Source organism: Streptomyces misionensis, from assembly GCF_900104815.1.
GTDB lineage: Bacteria > Actinomycetota > Actinomycetes > Streptomycetales > Streptomycetaceae > Streptomyces > Streptomyces misionensis.
Genome location: NZ_FNTD01000004.1, coordinates 3,255,217 through 3,270,852 on the forward strand (window position 1 = coordinate 3,255,217; position 15,636 = coordinate 3,270,852).

Here is a 15,636-nt window from a genome sequence, read left to right on the forward strand (position 1 = left end):
TACCCTGGTCCCATGACCGCTTCCCCCGCCGGCACCGAGGCGGACTGGCTCCGCCTGGACCGCCAGATCTGCTTCGCCCTGCACGCCGCCTCCCGCGCCTTCAACGGCGTCTACCGCGTGGTCCTCAAGGACCTCGGCCTCACCTATCCGCAGTACCTGGTGATGCTGGTGCTGTGGGAGCAGGGCGACCTGCCGGTCAAGAAGCTCGGCGAACAGCTGCGGCTCGACTCCGGCACGCTGTCCCCGCTGGTCAAGCGGCTGGAGGCGGCGGGTCTCGTACGGCGCGAGCGCAGCGCGCAGGACGAGCGCTCGGTGCGGGTGCACCTCACCGAGGAGGGCGCGCGGCTGCGCGAGCGGGCACTGGAGGTGCCGCGCCGCATCATGCGCTCGACCGGGTTCGACGTCGCGGAGATCGCCGATCTGCACGCCCGCCTCGACCGGCTCACCAGCGCGCTGGACGCGGCGGCGACGGCACAGGCCCACCCCGGTAGCTGACGGGCCGTACGTAGAGCCGTACCGCGTCCCGGCCCCGCACGGCCTCGCCGGCCACTCTGAACTCCTGCCGGAGCACCGCCAGTTCGGTCCGTACGACGGCGCTGTGCGGCGTCCACCGTCCGGTCAGCACGGCCCGGTCGGCCACCACCCACACCCGCGCGACCCCGTCCAGCCGCCGCCGCACCTCCCCGGCCGGGGCCTCCACCCCGTACAGCGTCCCCGACCGGGCCCCGGGCTCGGCCAGCGCCAGGTCCCGCGTCCCGCTGAACGCCCCGGGATAGGCCAGCGCCGTGTTCCGCGCGGACCCCGGCAGGTACAGCACCGCGTCCCCGGCCCGCACCCCGCGCGCGGCCGCCCGCGCGACCGACGCGAGGTCGTCGGGTCGGCGCGCGGGGTCCCGGTCCTGCCGCAGCACCGGGAGCTGCTGGAGCAGGACGAGGGCGACGGCGAGGAGACCGAGCAGGGTCACGGGGACGGACGGCGGGCGCGGCCGGAACCGACCGCCCGGCCGGCCGGTCCGGGCCGGCCACGCCACCACCCGCTCCGCCCCGGCGGCGACCGCCAGCGGCGCCCCCGCGAGCGCGTACAGCACATACCGGTCGACGTACAGCGGCGGCGAGGACAGCGACACCAGCATCAGCACGCCCGGGGCCACCACCGTCAACGGCAGCGCCACGCCCGCGAGGGTGACCTTCCCCCGGCCCCCGGACATCCCGGCCGCCCCCACCGCCGCGAGCCCCAGGCACACCCAGTACACCCCGGGCGACACCCCGAAGAACGACCGCAGCAGCCCCTCGGCCGTCCCGGCCGTCGGCCTGCGCAGCCACGCCACCTGCGCCGCCTGCGCCCGCGACACCAGCGCCATCGGCACCACAGCGGCCCCGGCCGCCACCGCCGCGCACCCCCACCCCCGCCACACCCGGGCCCCCACCCGGGCCAGCGCCAGCGTCACCCCGTGGGCGAGCACCAGCAGCACCGCGAACTCGTGCAGCCAGCAGGTGACGCCGAGGACGAGGCCGTACCCCCACCAGGACCCCTTCTCCACCCCCCGCAGCAGGAGCAGCGTCGCCGCCATCGCCCCGGCCGCCACCAGCGCGTACGACCGCCCCTCCTGCGCGTAGTGCCCGGCCATCGGGTTCACGGCGTAGAGCAGCCCCGCCCACAGCCCCACCCGGGGCCGCGCGAGCCGCGCCCCCACCTCCGCGACCAGGCCCGCCGTCACCGCCGCACCGGCCACCGACGGCAGCCGCAGCACCACCTCGTCGGCGCGGACGGCGAGCACGCAGTGCATCAGCAGGTAGTAGAGCCCGTGCACCGCGTCGACCCCGTGCAGCAGCCGCCAGATCTGCGGCACCGTACGGCGTGCCACCTGGAAGGTGACGGCCTCGTCGCGCCACATCCCGCCCCGGTCCACCCCCCACAGCCCGAGCACCAGCATCGCCAGCGCGGGCGCGCCCACCACGGCACCGCGCCGGAACCGCACCGGCGCCCGAGGCGGTCTCCGCGACGGAGCCGCACGAACTTCCCCAGGGAGCCCGACGTTCACCACGGCCCGATCTTTTGTGCTGGGACAACGTTTCCGAGGTGTTTACGGTGTATCGCCGCCGATACGCCATCCACCCGGCTTAGGCTCCAACGCGATGAACCGCCTCCGTGTCACCCCCGGTCCGGTCCCCGCGCTCGCCACCGCCTGGCTCGCCACCCGTGCCCTGATGCTGTGGCTGCTCGCGCACGACGGTTCTCCGCTGCTCAGCGGGGGTTCGGTGGCGCGGGAGGTGTGGCGGCTGTACTTCCACTGGTACGGGGTGCTCGCGCAGGGGTCGTTCCCCGAGCACGACACGCTGTGGCAGTACCCGCCGGGCGCGGGCGCGGTGCTGCTGCTCCCGGGCCTGGTACCGGGGTTGACGTACTTCCAGGCGTTCGTGGCGCTGACACTGGCGGCGGACGCGCTGATCGCGGGGGCGCTGGTGCGGGCGGGCCGCCGGGACGGCCGGAGCCTGCTCGGCGCGGCCCTGTGGACGGGCGGGCTGCCGCTGCTGCTGCATCTGCCGCTGGCCCGGTACGACGTACAGGTCACCGCCCTCGCCGTGCTCTCCCTGCTGACGCTGGCGCGCTCCCCGCGCGCGAGCGGTGCGCTCGGGGCGCTCGGCGCCCTGGTGAAGGGCTGGCCCGCGCTGGTGCTCCTCGGCACTCCCCGGGGCGGGCCGACGCGCACGGCGTGGGCGTGGGCGGCGGGCGCCGGGACGGTCGTACTGGGGCTGCTCTCCCTCTCGTTGCGGCATCCGCTGTCCTTCCTGGCCGGACAGGGCGGGCGCGGCGTGCAGATCGAGTCGCTCGGCGGCACGGCGCTCAACCTCGCCCGGCACGCGGGCTGGTCCGGCCGGCCCCATTACCAGTACGGGGCCATCGAGTTGGTGGGTCCGTACGTGTCCGTCGTCACGGCCTGCTCCCTCGCGCTGACGGCCGCCGCGTTCGGGCTGCTGGTGCTGTGGCGGCTGCGGGCGCGGCACTGGAACGAGGCGACCCCGTACGACGCGGCGCTGTGCGCGGTGCTGCTGTTCACGGTGACCAGCAGGGTCATCAGCCCCCAGTACATGGTGTGGCTGCTGGGGCTCGCCGCCGTCTGCCTGACCTCGCGGCAGACCGGCCAGCGCCCGGTGGCCGTACTGGTCCTCGCGGCGTCCGCGTTGAGTACCGTGGTGTACCCGCTGTGCTACGGGGAGGTGATCGCGGGCACCTGGACCGGATGCCTGCTGATGCTGGGGCGCAACGGCATGCTGGCGGCCGCCGCGCTACTGTCTTTCCTGCGGCTGTGGCGCTCCTGTGGACCGCCCGGGGCAAAGAGCGGGCAAACGAAGGAACCCCACCCGGATTCCGACCGTCTTCCGGAGCGAGCACTAACCCTCTCTTAACCGGGTATTACCGAACATTTCTACGCTCCCGGCCCGTGGACCCCATGCTTCCAGACTCGTCTGACCCGCCAGAGAACACCCAGACCCCAGAGCGCGCCGAGCAGTCCGGGGCGCACCGGCCGGCCCAGGTCGGTGTCGTCGTGATCGGCTACAACGACCGCGCGCACGTTGCCGACGCGGTGCGTTCGGCGCTCGCGCAGGGCCCCGCCGTCGCGGAGGTGGTCGCGGTCGACGACTGCTCCACGGACGGCAGCGCCGAACTGCTCGACCGGCTGGCCGCCGACGAGCCCCGGCTGCGGGTGGTCCGCCGGGACGACAACAGCGGTGGCTGCGGCAGCCCGCGCAACACCGGCATCGACGCGGTGACGGCGCCGTACGTGATGTTCCTGGACAGCGACGACGTACTGCCGCCGGGCGCGGTGGACGCGCTGCTGACGGCGGCCACGGGGGCGCACGCCGAGGTGGCGAGCGGGCTGTGTGTGCGCCGGGAGCTGCCCTCGGGCCGCGAACAGCCCTGGCAGGAGAACCTCTACACGGCGCACACCGTTCTCGCGCGCCCCGCACAGCGCCCCCGACTGGTCCACGACACGCTGTGCGTCAACAAGCTGTACCGCACCGACTTCCTGCGCGAGCACGACATCCGCTTCCCCGAAGGCCGCTTCCTCTACGAGGACTTCGTCTTCACCGCGCGGGTGCTGGCCGCCGCCCCGCGCATCGCGCTGGTGCCGGACCGGGTGTACGTGTGGCACGTGCGCCGGTCGGCCGAGCGGCTGTCGCTCTCCCTCGACCGGGAGCACATCGACAACTGGAAGGCGCGCACGCGGGCGTGCACGCTGGCGTACGACATCCTGCTGGGCGCCGGTCAGAAGGAGCTGGCGCGGGCGGCCCGGGCCAAGTTCCTGGAGCACGAGGTGCGGATGTACGCACGCGAACTGGGGTTGCGCGACGCGCAGTACCGGCGCGCGTGGTGGACGCACACCCGGGAACACCTCGCGCGCTACGACGCCGCCGACTGGGAGCTGAACCCGGCCGCGCCCGGCCGGCTGCTGGGCCGGCTGATCCTGGAGTCCCCGGAGCCGCGCGACCTGCCCCGGATACGGGACCTGGCCGCCCGCCCGGCCCGGCTGCTCCCGCCGTACGCCCGCACCCCGGACGGGGTGCCGGTCTGGTCCGAGGACCTTCCGCAGCTCGCCCTGACCCCCTTCCTGACCAGCCCCACCCGGGCGCTGCCGCTCGCGCTGGACGCGGAACTGCGCCCCCAGGCGCGCGCCACGCCCCTGACGCTGCGGCTGCACGAGCTGTACGGCAGGGTCGCCGAGGCGGGCCCCCGGGAGGTGGACGTGCTCTGGGCGTCCCGGAACGACGACCGGGTCCGGGGGCACGCGACGGCCGCCCTCGAACCCGCGGGCACGGACCTCTGGTCGGCCGAACTGCCCGTCGACCTGGGCGCGCTCGGCGCGGGCACCTGGGACCTGCGGCTGACCGTGCGCTTCGCGGACGGCGCGGAGCGGGAGGTCTCGGCGCACGCCCGCGCGGGCGCCGGCCGGCTGCGCCGCCGCGCCGTACCGAGCGTGCGGTACGGCGTCCTGCTGGTGCAGCCGTACGCGACGCACTCCGGCGCGCTGGCGCTGCGCGTGGCGACCGGCGCGAGGGGCGTCACCCAGGTGCTGCGCAACCGGCTGCGGCGCCTGCTTCACTGAGACGGTCCCTGCTGCCGCATCGGGAACACAGCGTCGGGAACTACTGGGTCTGGAACGAGGCCGGGAAGAGAAACATCGTGTCTGTCCTTATCGCCGGTGGAGCCGGTTACATCGGAAGCACCGTGGCGTCCGCCTGCCTGGACGCGGGCATCACCCCGGTGATCCTCGACAACCTCGTGCGCGGCCGCGCCGAGTTCACCGACGGGCGGATCTTCTACGAGGGCGACATCGCGGACGGCGCCCTGGTGGACCGGATCTTCGCGGAGCACCCGGACATCTCGGCCGTGGTGCACTGCGCGGCGCTGATCGTGGTGCCGGAGTCGGTCGCGGACCCGATCGGCTACTACGAGGCGAACGTCACCAAGAGCCTGGCCTTCGTCCGCCACCTCCACCGCAACGGCTGCGACCGGCTCATCTTCAGCAGCTCGGCCTCCATCTACCGGGCCGAGGACGGCTCCCCCGTCACCGAGGAGTCGCCGCTGGCGCCGCAGAGCCCCTACGCGCGGACCAAGGCGGTCTGTGAGGGGATGTTCGCCGACATCGCCGCGGCCGGGCAGCTGCGGGTGCTGTCCCTGCGGTACTTCAACCCGGTCGGCTCCGACCCCCTGCTGCGCACCGGTCTCCAGCTCAAGCGGCCCAGCCACGCGCTGGGCAAGCTGATCGAGGCCCACCAGGAGGGCACGGCGTTCCCGGTCACCGGCGTGAACTACCCGACGCGCGACGGCACGGGCATCCGGGACTACGTGCACGTCTGGGACCTCGCCGCGGCCCACGTCGCGGCGATCGAGCGCTTCGACTCCGTCCTCACCGCGTCGGCGCCGTCGATCGCGATCAACCTGGGCACCGGGTCCGGCACCACGGTCCGCGAGCTGTGCGCCGCGTTCAACAACGTCGTCAGCACGCCCCTGCGGACCGTCGACACCGACCCCCGCCCGGGCGACGTCGCAGGCGGCTACACCACGAGCGACCGCGCGGCGAAACTGCTCGGCTGGACGCCGAAGCTGTCGCTGGAGGAGGGCATCCGCTCGGCCCTGGACTGGATCCCGGTGCGCGACGAGATGCTGAAGGACTGACCCGGCCACCGCCCCGCGGCCGCCTGCCGGAACGGGCCGCCCCGCCCCGGGGGACGCCCGCCGCGGGGAGCCGGCTCCCGCCACAGGTCACCCGCCCTGTGCCGGGAGAACACCTCGCCGGCACGAGCGAGCGCCCTCGTCCGGCGACGAGACGCCGAAAGGCCGGACCGGCTTCCATGCCGTCCCGGTAGCCTGCGCCCATGGCCCCGTCCCCCGCCCCCGCCGACCGAGCCGCGGGTGCCGTCCTCGGCTCCGCCGTGGGCGACGCCCTCGGCGCGCCCTTCGAGTTCGGGCCCGAGGGCGCCTTCTCGGCCCGCTTCCCGGTCCCCGGCGCCGCCGACGAGATGTGCGGCGGCGGTGGCTGGGACCCCGGCGAGGCCACCGACGACACGCAGATGGCCGTGCTCGTCGCCGAGTCGCTGCTGGCGCACGGCGGCCTGGACCTCCCCGACGTCTTCGACCGTTTCCGGCGCTGGGCCGCGGCCGGTCCGAAGGACATCGGGTTGCAGACGGAGGCGGTGCTGACCGGCGGGGAGCCGTGGGACACCGCCGCCGCCGAACACTTCCGGGTGAACCAGCGGGCCGCCGGAAACGGCGCCCTGATGCGCGCCGCGCCCTCGGCCGTGTTCTTCGCCCGGCACGGCCGCGCCGCCACCCTGGACGCCGCCCGCCGCCTGTCCGCCCTCACCCACGGCGACCCGGCCGCCGGCGAGGGCACGGCCGTGCTGCACGAACTGGTCCGGGTCGCGCTGGCGGGCGGGGACCCGCTGGACGCCGTACCCGGCGCACTGGCGGCCCTGCGTCCCGAGCACCGCGCGCGGTACGCCGTCGTGCTCGCCCCCGACTGGCACCCGGACCTCGCCACCGAGTTCAACGGCGCGGTCTGGCCCTGCCTCGGCTCGGCGGTCTGGGCGCTGCGGACGACGGCGTCCTACGAGGCGGCGGTCCGCGCGGCCGTCGACCTGGGCGGCGACACGGACACCGTGGCCGCGGTCACCGGGGCGCTGGCGGGCGCCGTGTACGGGATCGGCGCCGTCCCCGAGCGGTGGTCCACCGCCCTGCGCGTCCCGCTGCCCGGCTCCGGCGGGCGGGTGCTGCGCGCCCCGGACCTCGCCGACCTGGGCCGCCGGCTCACAGCGCCTTCAGCGCCCCCGCGGTAGCCCGCGCCAGCCGCTCCAGATACCCCTTCAGCGGCTTCGGGGAGCGGATGACCACCGAGCGCCAGTACAGCGGCCCGGAGATGAGGTCGAGGGCGAGGTCGGGGTCGAGCCCGGGGCTCACCTCGCCGCGTTCCGCCGCCGCGGCGACGATCTTGCTGGCCACGCTCTCCTGGCCGTCGCGCAGCGCCTTCTGGAAGGCCTCGGCGATGTCGGGGTTGCGGGCCGCCTCGGCCTGGAGGTCGGGGATGACCTGCGAGACGACGGGATGGCGCAGGGCGCGGGAGGTCACCTCGTACAGCAGCCGCAGGTCGCCCTCCAGGGAGCCGGTGTCCGGCGCCGGCAGGCCGAGCACCGCCATCGCGGAGACCACGTCGAGGACCAGGTGGAGCTTCGAGCGCCAGCGCCGGTACACCGCCGTCTTGCCGACCCCGGCCCGCCGCGCGATCCCCTCGATGCTCATGCGGGCGTAGCCGACCGCGGCCAGTTCCTCGAAGACCGCCGCCCGGATGGCCTCGGTCACATCCTCACGCAGCACCGCGGCCCCGGCAGGGGCCCGGCGGCGCGCACGCGTCGGCGATTCGTCGGCGGGCTCGGCTGCGTTCGTGGTCATGGCTCCAGCATAGGGCGTTACGACGAAACGGTTGCGTTGCGACGTCACTTGGTTCTACGCTCACGTTGCGACGATACGGTCCCGTCCCGACGTAAGAGAATGTGAAGAGAACCGTAAGGAAACGCCGGACGACGGGACCGGCCCGCCACCGATCCGGCCACAGTCGGAGACGTGGCACCCCCCTCCCCCCGAGCGAAAGCAGCGGATGTGAGCCAGGTCCTCGACACACCGCCCCCGACCCAGGCCCCGGCCGACGACCTCAGGGCACTCGCCGCCCGGCACGGCCTGACCGTCAGCGGCGCCCGCCCCTCCCTGCCGGAGTACATCCGCCAGCTGTGGGCCCGGCGCCACTTCATCACCGCCTTCGCCACCGCCAAGCTCACCGCGCAGTACAGCCAGGCGAAGCTCGGCCAGGTCTGGCAGGTCATGACCCCGCTGCTGAACGCGGCGGTCTACTACTTCATCTTCGGTGTGCTGCTGGGCACCAAGCGCGGCGTGCCGGACTACATCCCGTTCCTGGTCACCGGCGTGTTCGTGTGGACGTTCACACAGAGCTCGATCCAGGTCGGCACCCGGGCGATCTCCGGCAACCTCGGCCTGGTGCGCGCCCTGCACTTCCCGCGCGCCGCCCTGCCGATCTCCTTCTGCCTCCAGCAGCTCCAGCAGCTGCTGTTCTCGATGGCGGCGCTGGTCGTCATCCTGCTCTGCTTCGGCGTACCGGTCTCCGCCTCCTGGCTGCTGGTGATCCCCGCGCTCGTCCTGCAGTTCACCTTCAACGCCGGCATGGCGATGATCATGGCGCGGATGGGTGCCAAGACCCCGGACATCGCCCAGCTGATGCCGTTCATCCTGCGCACCTGGATGTACGTGTCCGGCGTCATGTGGAGCATCGACAAGCTCACCGCGAAGGACCACCTGCCGCACCTGGTCACCGTCGCGCTGGAGACCAACCCGGCCGCGGTCTACATCGACCTCATGCGGTTCGCGCTGATCGACAGCTTCCACGCCAAGCAGCTGCCCCCGCACGTGTGGGCGGCGGCGACCGGCTGGGCCCTGCTCGCCGGCATCGGCGGCTTCATCTACTTCTGGAAGGCTGAGGAGACGTACGGCCGTGGCTGAGCACAACGAGTACACCCAGCTGAACGAAGGCCCCGAGGGGTACGGGCGGACCGCGTACACCACGCCCGCCGCACCGGCCGACCGGATCCCGACCGTCGTCGCCGACAGCGTCGACATCGTCTACCGGGTCAACGGCACGGGCGCCGGCCGCGGCTCCGCCACCGCCGCCCTCAACCGCATCCTGCGCCGCGAGCAGGCCGAGAAGGCGGCCGGCGTGCGCCGGGTGCACGCGGTGAAGAAGGTGTCGTTCATCGCCTACAAGGGCGAGGCGATCGGCCTCATCGGCACCAACGGCTCCGGCAAGTCCACCCTGCTGAAGGCCGTCGCCGGCCTGCTGCCGGTGGAGAACGGCCACATCTACACCAACGGCCAGCCCTCCCTGCTGGGCGTCAACGCGGCCCTGATGAACGACCTCACCGGCGAGCGCAACGTCTACCTCGGCGGCCTCGCCATGGGCATGTCCCGCGAGCAGGTCAAGGAGCGCTACCAGGACATCGTCGACTTCTCCGGGATCAACGAGAAGGGCGACTTCATCACCCTGCCGATGCGCACCTACTCCTCCGGCATGGCCGCCCGGCTGCGCTTCTCCATCGCCGCCGCCAAGGACCACGACGTCCTGCTCATCGACGAGGCCCTGGCCACCGGCGACCGCAGGTTCCAGGTGCGCTCGGAGGACAGGATCCGCGAGCTGCGCGAGAAGGCGGGCACCGTCTTCCTGGTCAGCCACAACAACAAGTCGATCCGCGACACCTGCGAGCGCACGCTGTGGCTGGAGCGCGGCGAGCTGCGGATGGACGGCCCCACCGAGGAGGTCATGAAGGAGTACGAGGCCTTCACCGGTGACAAGTCGGACAAGACGGGGAAGAAGCCCGCACAGAAGAAGGCCGCGTAACGCACCATGGAACATGTCACGTCGTGAAAACGGCGCGACGTGAAACCGGGAGACCGGGATGTCACTCTCACCAGCAGGGGCCTCCTCTTACCCCGAACGTGGTCATCCCATTCATCCTCTTAGTGACAGTATGTTATGAAGGGTGACCCTCCACCACGAGCCGAAGGAGTCCTCCGCGATGCCCCAACTCAGCGTCATCGTCTACGGACCCAACGCGCAGGGGCATCTGACGGAGTTGCTCGACACGCTCGAAGCGCATCCGCTGTCCGACGCCGAGATCATCGTCGCCGCGGTCGGCGACTGGGCACGGGAGACCGCCGCGGGCCACGCCCCCGAGACGATCGTCGTCCCGCTTCCGGACGGCACCGGTGACGCCCAGGCCCGGTCCGCCGGCGCCGCCCGGGCGTCCGGCCGCTGGCTGCACTTCGTGCACGCCAAGGACGGCCTGCCCGCCGGCGCGCCCCGGCTGATCGCCGAACGCGCCGCCGAACTGGACGACTCCGTCGACGTCCTCCTGCTCGACCACCTCACCACCACCTGGCAGAGCGCCGCCCGCCCCTCGCGCGACGGCCGCTTCCTCGCCGCCGTGGGCCGCGCCGCCCTGCCCCTGGACGAGGCCGCCGACCTGCTGCGGCTCACCCCGCTGCTCGGCAACCGCGCCCTGCGCCGGGAGTTCTGGCAGGCGCACGAGCAGCAGCTCACCACCGACGACGAGCCGCGCGCCGCCCGCGCCGCCCTGCTGCACGCGGGCCGCGTCGCCTGTCTGAACCAAGTGGCGTACGAGAACCGGGAGTTGCGGCCCGAAAGCCTGCCGCCGCTGGCCCCCGAGGACCGCTACGGGCTGATCGAGCGCTACGAGTCGCTGATGCCGCTCGCCAAGGACCGCCGCGCCCTGCGCGTGGTGCTCTACGACCTGATGATGCGCGACCTGGTGCGCACCTTCGCCGGCGAGAACCTGCCCGACGCGGTGGCCCGCGAGTTCTTCCGCCGCGCCTCCCTCGCCGCGGTGCGCTGGCGCCCCGAGCGCTACGAGCGCCCCTCGGGCGTCGAGGGCGTGCGGCACGCGCTGCTGGAGGAGGGCGCGTACACCAAGTACCGCGCGTTCCAGGCCGCCAACCGCACCCGGCGCGCCGCGCGCAAGGCCGTGCGCACCCGCAAGCGCCAGGTCGGCGCCAAGCTCCGCGACCAGCAGTACCGCCGCGCCCTGAGCCGGCCCGTCGACCCCCACCTCGCGGTGTTCGCGGCCTACTGGGAGCGCGGGGTGGCCTGCAACCCGGCCGCGATCGCCGCCAAGCTGGCCGAACTCGCCCCGCACATCCACCCGGTGTGGGTGGTGTCCAAGGACAACACGGCCCTGCTGCCGCCCGGCACCGACCACGTGGTCCCCGGCACCCGCCGCTACTGGGAGGTGCTGGCCACCGCCAAGTACCTCGTCAACAACGTCAACTTCCCCAACGCGGTGGTCAAGCGGCCCGACGCGATCCACCTCCAGACCCACCACGGCACCCCGCTCAAGCGCATGGGCCTGGACCAGATCGAGCACCCGGCCGCCGCCAAGGGCCTGGACTTCGCCGCGCTGCTGGCCCGCATCGACCGCTGGGACTACAGCGTCAGCGCCAACAGCCACTCCACCCGGATGTGGGAACGCGCCTACCCGGCCCGCTACACCTCGCTGGACTACGGCTACCCGCGCAACGACGTCTTCTACACCAGCGACGCCGCCGCGGTGCGCGCCGCCCGCGAACGGCTCGGCATCGCGCCGGGCAAGACGGCGGTGCTCTACGCCCCCACCCACCGCGACTACGAGGCCGGCTTCACCCCGCGCCTCGACCTCGCCGAACTCGCCGACCGGCTCGGCGAGGACACGGTCCTGCTGGTGCGCGCCCACTACTTCTACGGCGGCGCCACCTCCCCGCTGACCGGTCTGCGCCGCTCCGGCCGGATCATCGACGTCTCCTCCTACGACCCCGTCGAGGAGCTGTGCCTGGCCGCCGACGCGCTGGTCACGGACTACTCGTCGATCATGTTCGACTACGCCAACCTGGACCGCCCGATCGTCGTCTACGCCGACGACTGGGAGACCTACCGCACCACCCGCGGCGTCTACTTCGACCTGATGACCGAGCACCCCGGGCAGGTCGCCCGCACCCAGGAGGAGCTGACGGAGATCTTCCGCTCCGGCGCCTGGCGCGACGACAGCGCGGCCAAGGCCCGCAGCGCCTTCCGGCGCCGGTTCTGCGAGTACGACGACGGCCGCGCCGCCGAGCGGGTCGTGCGCCGGGTGTTCCTCGGCGAGCCGGAGGAGGCGCTGCCACCGGTGCTGCCGATCGAGGACCGCACCCCCGCCCCGACCCCCGAGGAGGCCACGGCATGACGACCCCGGCCACGACCCCCGACGTCACGGTCACCGTCATCGTCTACAACGACGCGGCCCGCCTGCCCCGGGCGGTCGCCTCGCTGCGCGCGCAGACGCACGCCAACATCGAGATCATCATCAGCGACGACCACTCCACCGACGACACGCCGACCGTGGCGCGCCGTCTGGAGGCCGAGGACCCCCGCGTCCGCTACCTGCGGCTGCCGGAGAACAGCGGCGGGTGCAGCGCGCCGCGCAACCGGGCCGTCGAGATCGCCCGCGCGCCGTATCTGATGTTCCTCGACAGCGACGACGAACTCCCGCCCGACGCCGTGGAACTGCTGCTGGCCGCGCACCGCGAGCGCGAGGTCGACTTCACCATGGGCGCGGTGCGCCGGGTCCGCGTGGACAACGGCCGCCGTACGACGTGGATGCCGCACCTGGTCGCCGAGCACCGCACGATCGAGGGCATCGAGGCGGACCCGCGGCTGTTCTTCGAGCACCTGTCGACCAGCAAGATGTACGCGCGCGCCTTCCTGGACCGGCACGACCTGCGCTTCCCCGAGGGCATCCACTACGAGGACCAGCTGTTCTCGGCGCAGGCGTACTGCCTGGCCAAGGCGTTCACGATCATCCCGGACCCGGTGTACGTCTGGTACATCGACCCGTACGCGGCGGCCGCCTCGGCGTCCATCTCCAACCAGCGGCACAAGGTCACCAACGTCCGCGACCGGGTGCACGTCCAGCGGCTCATCGACGACTTCCTGGTGGAGAGCGGGCACGCGGGGCTGCGGGAGGACAAGGACTACAAGTTCCTCAAGCACGACTTCCGGATGTACGCGGGCGACCTGCCCTACCGGGACGACGAGTGGCTGGCCGCGTTCGCGGACATCATGAACCCGTACCTGGACACCCTGGCCCCCGGCGCCTACACCAGGCTGCCCCGGCCCGAGCGGATCGTCCTCGAACTGCTGCGCTCGGGCCGCCTCGCCGACGTCCGGGCGGCGGCGCGCGGACTCGGCCAGGAGGTGGCGCCGCGCCGGGTCACCCCGGACGCGGCGGGTGTGCCGTACTGGGGCGACAGCGTCCCGGACACGGACCGGGGCCGCCGTGAACTGTCCGTCGCCGACCTGGAGTTGGACACGCGTCCGTTCCCGACGGCGCAGTTCCGCCACGAGATCACCGAACTGACCCGCGGCAACGGGGCCTCGCTCACGCTGGCCATCCGCACGTACGACCCCGGGCTGCGGCTCCCCGTGGGGCCCCAGCGGGCCGGTCTGATCCTCTCCCCCGGCGGGCGCCGGATGACGGTGCCCTTCCGGCTGGACCCGGTCAGCCCCGGCGTCTTCGAGGGCAGCGTCCGGCTGGACCTCGCCGCCGCACAGCTCCCCCTCCAGGGCTTCGAGGGCATCCGCCACCCCCTGGTCCGGCTGAACCAGCAGGGCCTGTGGAACTCCGGCGTCCTGCTGGCCCCGCTGGACTTCCCCGCGGCCACGGCCCGCGTCGACTACCGCTCCGGTGCGACGCCGCACGAGGTCACGGTGGAGCCGGAGGGCCGCAACCCCGGCCGTCTCCAGCTCCGCTGGCGCCCGGTGGGCGCGACGGCCACGGTGATCCGGCCGGTGCTGCGCAAGATCGCCCGCCCCAGGGTCCGCAAGGCGGCGAAGCTGGTGGCGAGCGTCCTGAAGTAGCGCCGGGCGCAGGACAGCGCCGTAGCACCGCGGCCCCGTGGACATCCACGGGGCCGCGGTGCTTCACACCGGCCGCGGGCGGCTCAGCGCTCGACCCGGAACAGGACCTGGTCCGCCGGGCCCGTGGTCACCTTCCGCAGGCCCGGCCCGGCCAGACCGGCCGGCCCGACGACCCACCGCACGCCGTACTCGCGCAGGATCTCCTGCCGCCGCGCCGGGGACGTACCGTCCGCGAAGAACCGGTCCACCGCGGCCGACCGCCGCGCGGCGTCCGGCAGGAACACATCGGGATAGCCCGGCGCGACGGTGTACGCCCCGTACGCCGGGATCTGCCGCGCCGGATACGTCCGCGCCATCACCACGTCCCCGTACCGCACCCACGGCGTGAGCCAGTGGTACCCCACCCAGGGCGCCTGGTACTTGGCCGCCAGCACGGACGGCAGCGCCCCCTTGCCGGTCGCGTACCCGAGCGTCCCGGCCTGCGCCCACGCCCCGACCGCCAGCGCGACGCCCAGCACACACGCCCACCCGGTCCGCACCGCCCGGCGGCCGGCCGACACCGCCTCCAGGGCCGCGGCGAGCTGCGCCGGGATCAGCGCGGCGGGCATGGCCCGGCCCCAGCTGTAGTGCCCGGTCAGCCCGCCCGCCGCGAACACCAGCGCGCCGAGCAGGAAGAACAGCACGAGGGCGTCCCACCGGTCCCGCCGGAAGCGCAGCACCAGCGCCGCCACTCCCAGCAGCACCAGCGCGAACCGGGTGCCCAGGTGCTCGTACAGCGGCTTGTGGATGGCCTCCAGGTCGGACCCGGCGGAGAACAGCGAGAAGAAGTCGTAGTACGGCCACAGCCACAGCAGCACCGCGCCGAGGAGCAGCCCGCCGCCGAGCCGCAGCCACACCGTGCGGCCGGGCCGCGCGGAGACCACCATGGCCAGCGCGCCGAGCGTGGCGACGACGCCCGTGAACTGGTGGCTCAGCAGGACCAGCGCCCACAGCACGCCCAGCCCCAGCCAGCGCGCCCAGGACGCCTCGGTCCGCAGGGCGCGGGTGAGCCAGGCCCAGAAGTGGAAGGTGAGTCCGAGCGCGAACACGCTCGGGTAGGCGATGGTCAGCGCGAGGGAGTGCAGGCCGACGAAGCCGCTCCAGTTGAGGACCGCCGTCCCCCACAGCAGCACCAGGCTGAGCAGGGCCAGCGCCGGCGCCGCCCGGTGCGCGCTGAGCGTGCGCACGTACCGCCACACGCCGGTGACCAGCAGGGTGAGCCCCACCAGCGCGGCGACGCGCAGCACCACGAACACCGACAGTCCGGTCACCTTGGCGAGCGCGCCCAGCACCAGCATCCACGGCGAGTAGTACGGGCTCGGGGTGTCCGCGTCGACCAGCGGGTTGCCGGGGTGCAGCAGGTCGTGGCTCAGCCGCTGGACGGTGGCCGCGTGCATGCCCAGGTCGCCGATCCACGGCAGCCGGACGATCACCAGGAGCAGCAGCACCAGGACCAGCACGGCGGCGGCCTGGGGCAGTGCCCTGGCCGCCCGCGCGGTGCCGTTCGGCGGCGTGCGGCGGCTCACGTGCTCTTCGAGGTCAGACGGCGCTGCGTGCATCCTGTTGGAACACCCGTATGGATAGACGAA

Annotated in this window: 12 protein-coding genes; 9 read left to right on the forward strand and 3 right to left on the reverse strand. The window is 73.4% G+C overall.

The features are described from left to right. Positions 1-12: 12 nt before the first annotated feature. Complete coding sequence (locus tag BLW85_RS16425; protein WP_070022682.1) at positions 13-495, forward strand: MarR family winged helix-turn-helix transcriptional regulator; 483 nt, start codon at positions 13-15, stop codon at positions 493-495. Here BLW85_RS16425 and BLW85_RS16430 read toward each other — a convergent pair. Then, entirely contained in the window at positions 443-1,954 is a 1,512-nt protein-coding gene (locus BLW85_RS16430; protein WP_074996096.1) for a glycosyltransferase family 39 protein, read from the reverse strand. The two genes, BLW85_RS16425 and BLW85_RS16430, sit on opposite strands and share 53 nt — an antisense overlap. A gap of 181 nt (positions 1,955-2,135) precedes the next feature. Here BLW85_RS16430 and BLW85_RS16435 point away from each other — a divergent pair, with 181 nt between their 5' ends. The 4 genes from BLW85_RS16435 to BLW85_RS16450 all read left to right on the forward strand — a co-directional run bounded on the left by BLW85_RS16435 (position 2,136) and on the right by BLW85_RS16450 (position 7,340). Further along, positions 2,136-3,407 (forward strand): glycosyltransferase 87 family protein, encoded by a 1,272-nt coding sequence (locus BLW85_RS16435; RefSeq protein ID WP_074992443.1) that lies wholly within the window; start codon positions 2,136-2,138, stop codon positions 3,405-3,407. A 44-nt stretch (positions 3,408-3,451) separates the two neighbouring features. Continuing rightward, the gene (locus tag BLW85_RS16440; protein WP_079172348.1) at positions 3,452-5,107 is read left to right on the forward strand and encodes a glycosyltransferase family 2 protein; all 1,656 of its coding nucleotides are present in this window, start codon (positions 3,452-3,454) and stop codon (positions 5,105-5,107) included. 77 nt (positions 5,108-5,184) lie between these two features. Then, positions 5,185-6,180, forward strand: a complete 996-nt coding sequence (gene galE, locus BLW85_RS16445) for a UDP-glucose 4-epimerase GalE (protein WP_070022679.1) — start codon at positions 5,185-5,187, stop codon at positions 6,178-6,180. A gap of 200 nt (positions 6,181-6,380) precedes the next feature. Continuing rightward, positions 6,381-7,340 carry an ADP-ribosylglycohydrolase family protein gene (locus BLW85_RS16450; protein ID WP_074992445.1) on the forward strand — a complete coding sequence of 320 codons (960 nt, stop codon included), beginning with the start codon at positions 6,381-6,383 and terminating at the stop codon, positions 7,338-7,340. On the opposite strand, the gene BLW85_RS16455 is transcribed toward BLW85_RS16450, so the two are convergent. Beyond that, positions 7,312-7,950: a TetR/AcrR family transcriptional regulator gene (locus tag BLW85_RS16455; RefSeq protein WP_074992446.1), complete on the reverse strand. Its 639-nt coding sequence runs from the start codon at positions 7,948-7,950 to the stop codon at positions 7,312-7,314. The two genes, BLW85_RS16450 and BLW85_RS16455, sit on opposite strands and share 29 nt — an antisense overlap. 207 nt (positions 7,951-8,157) lie before the next feature. Here BLW85_RS16455 and BLW85_RS16460 point away from each other — a divergent pair, with 207 nt between their 5' ends. The 4 genes from BLW85_RS16460 (at position 8,158) to BLW85_RS16475 (ending at position 14,008) form a co-directional block, all read left to right on the forward strand. Next, positions 8,158-9,069 (forward strand): ABC transporter permease, encoded by a 912-nt coding sequence (locus BLW85_RS16460; protein ID WP_070022676.1) that lies wholly within the window; start codon positions 8,158-8,160, stop codon positions 9,067-9,069. Between the two features lie 85 nt (positions 9,070-9,154). Next, positions 9,155-9,961 (forward strand): ABC transporter ATP-binding protein, encoded by an 807-nt coding sequence (locus BLW85_RS16465; RefSeq protein WP_177330015.1) that lies wholly within the window; start codon positions 9,155-9,157, stop codon positions 9,959-9,961. Positions 9,962-10,139: 178 nt separating this feature from the next. After that, entirely contained in the window at positions 10,140-12,335 is a 2,196-nt protein-coding gene (locus tag BLW85_RS16470) for a CDP-glycerol glycerophosphotransferase family protein (RefSeq protein ID WP_074992447.1), read from the forward strand. After that, on the forward strand, positions 12,332-14,008 hold the full coding sequence (locus BLW85_RS16475; protein ID WP_074992448.1) for a glycosyltransferase family 2 protein: 1,677 nt from the start codon (positions 12,332-12,334) through the stop codon (positions 14,006-14,008). Before BLW85_RS16470 ends, BLW85_RS16475 begins: the two co-directional genes overlap by 4 nt. Before the next feature lie 83 nt (positions 14,009-14,091). Here the strand turns inward: BLW85_RS16475 and BLW85_RS16480 are convergent, their stop codons facing one another. Next, entirely contained in the window at positions 14,092-15,606 is a 1,515-nt protein-coding gene (locus BLW85_RS16480; RefSeq protein WP_403419778.1) for a hypothetical protein, read from the reverse strand. Positions 15,607-15,636 lie beyond the last annotated feature (30 nt).

Bases quoted from the DNA above. Each gene is read 5' to 3' on its own strand.
- BLW85_RS16470 (WP_074992447.1), top strand. From the start codon at position 10,140: ATGCCCCAACTCAGCGTCATCGTCTACGGACCCAACGCGCAGGGGCAT.
- BLW85_RS16435 (WP_074992443.1), top strand. From the start codon at position 2,136: ATGAACCGCCTCCGTGTCACCCCCGGTCCGGTCCCCGCGCTCGCCACC.
- BLW85_RS16455 (WP_074992446.1), bottom strand. From the start codon at position 7,950: ATGACCACGAACGCAGCCGAGCCCGCCGACGAATCGCCGACGCGTGCG.
- BLW85_RS16440 (WP_079172348.1), top strand. From the start codon at position 3,452: ATGCTTCCAGACTCGTCTGACCCGCCAGAGAACACCCAGACCCCAGAG.
- BLW85_RS16475 (WP_074992448.1), top strand. From the start codon at position 12,332: ATGACGACCCCGGCCACGACCCCCGACGTCACGGTCACCGTCATCGTC.
- BLW85_RS16425 (WP_070022682.1), top strand. From the start codon at position 13: ATGACCGCTTCCCCCGCCGGCACCGAGGCGGACTGGCTCCGCCTGGAC.
- BLW85_RS16450 (WP_074992445.1), top strand. From the start codon at position 6,381: ATGGCCCCGTCCCCCGCCCCCGCCGACCGAGCCGCGGGTGCCGTCCTC.
- BLW85_RS16480 (WP_403419778.1), bottom strand. From the start codon at position 15,606: ATGCACGCAGCGCCGTCTGACCTCGAAGAGCACGTGAGCCGCCGCACG.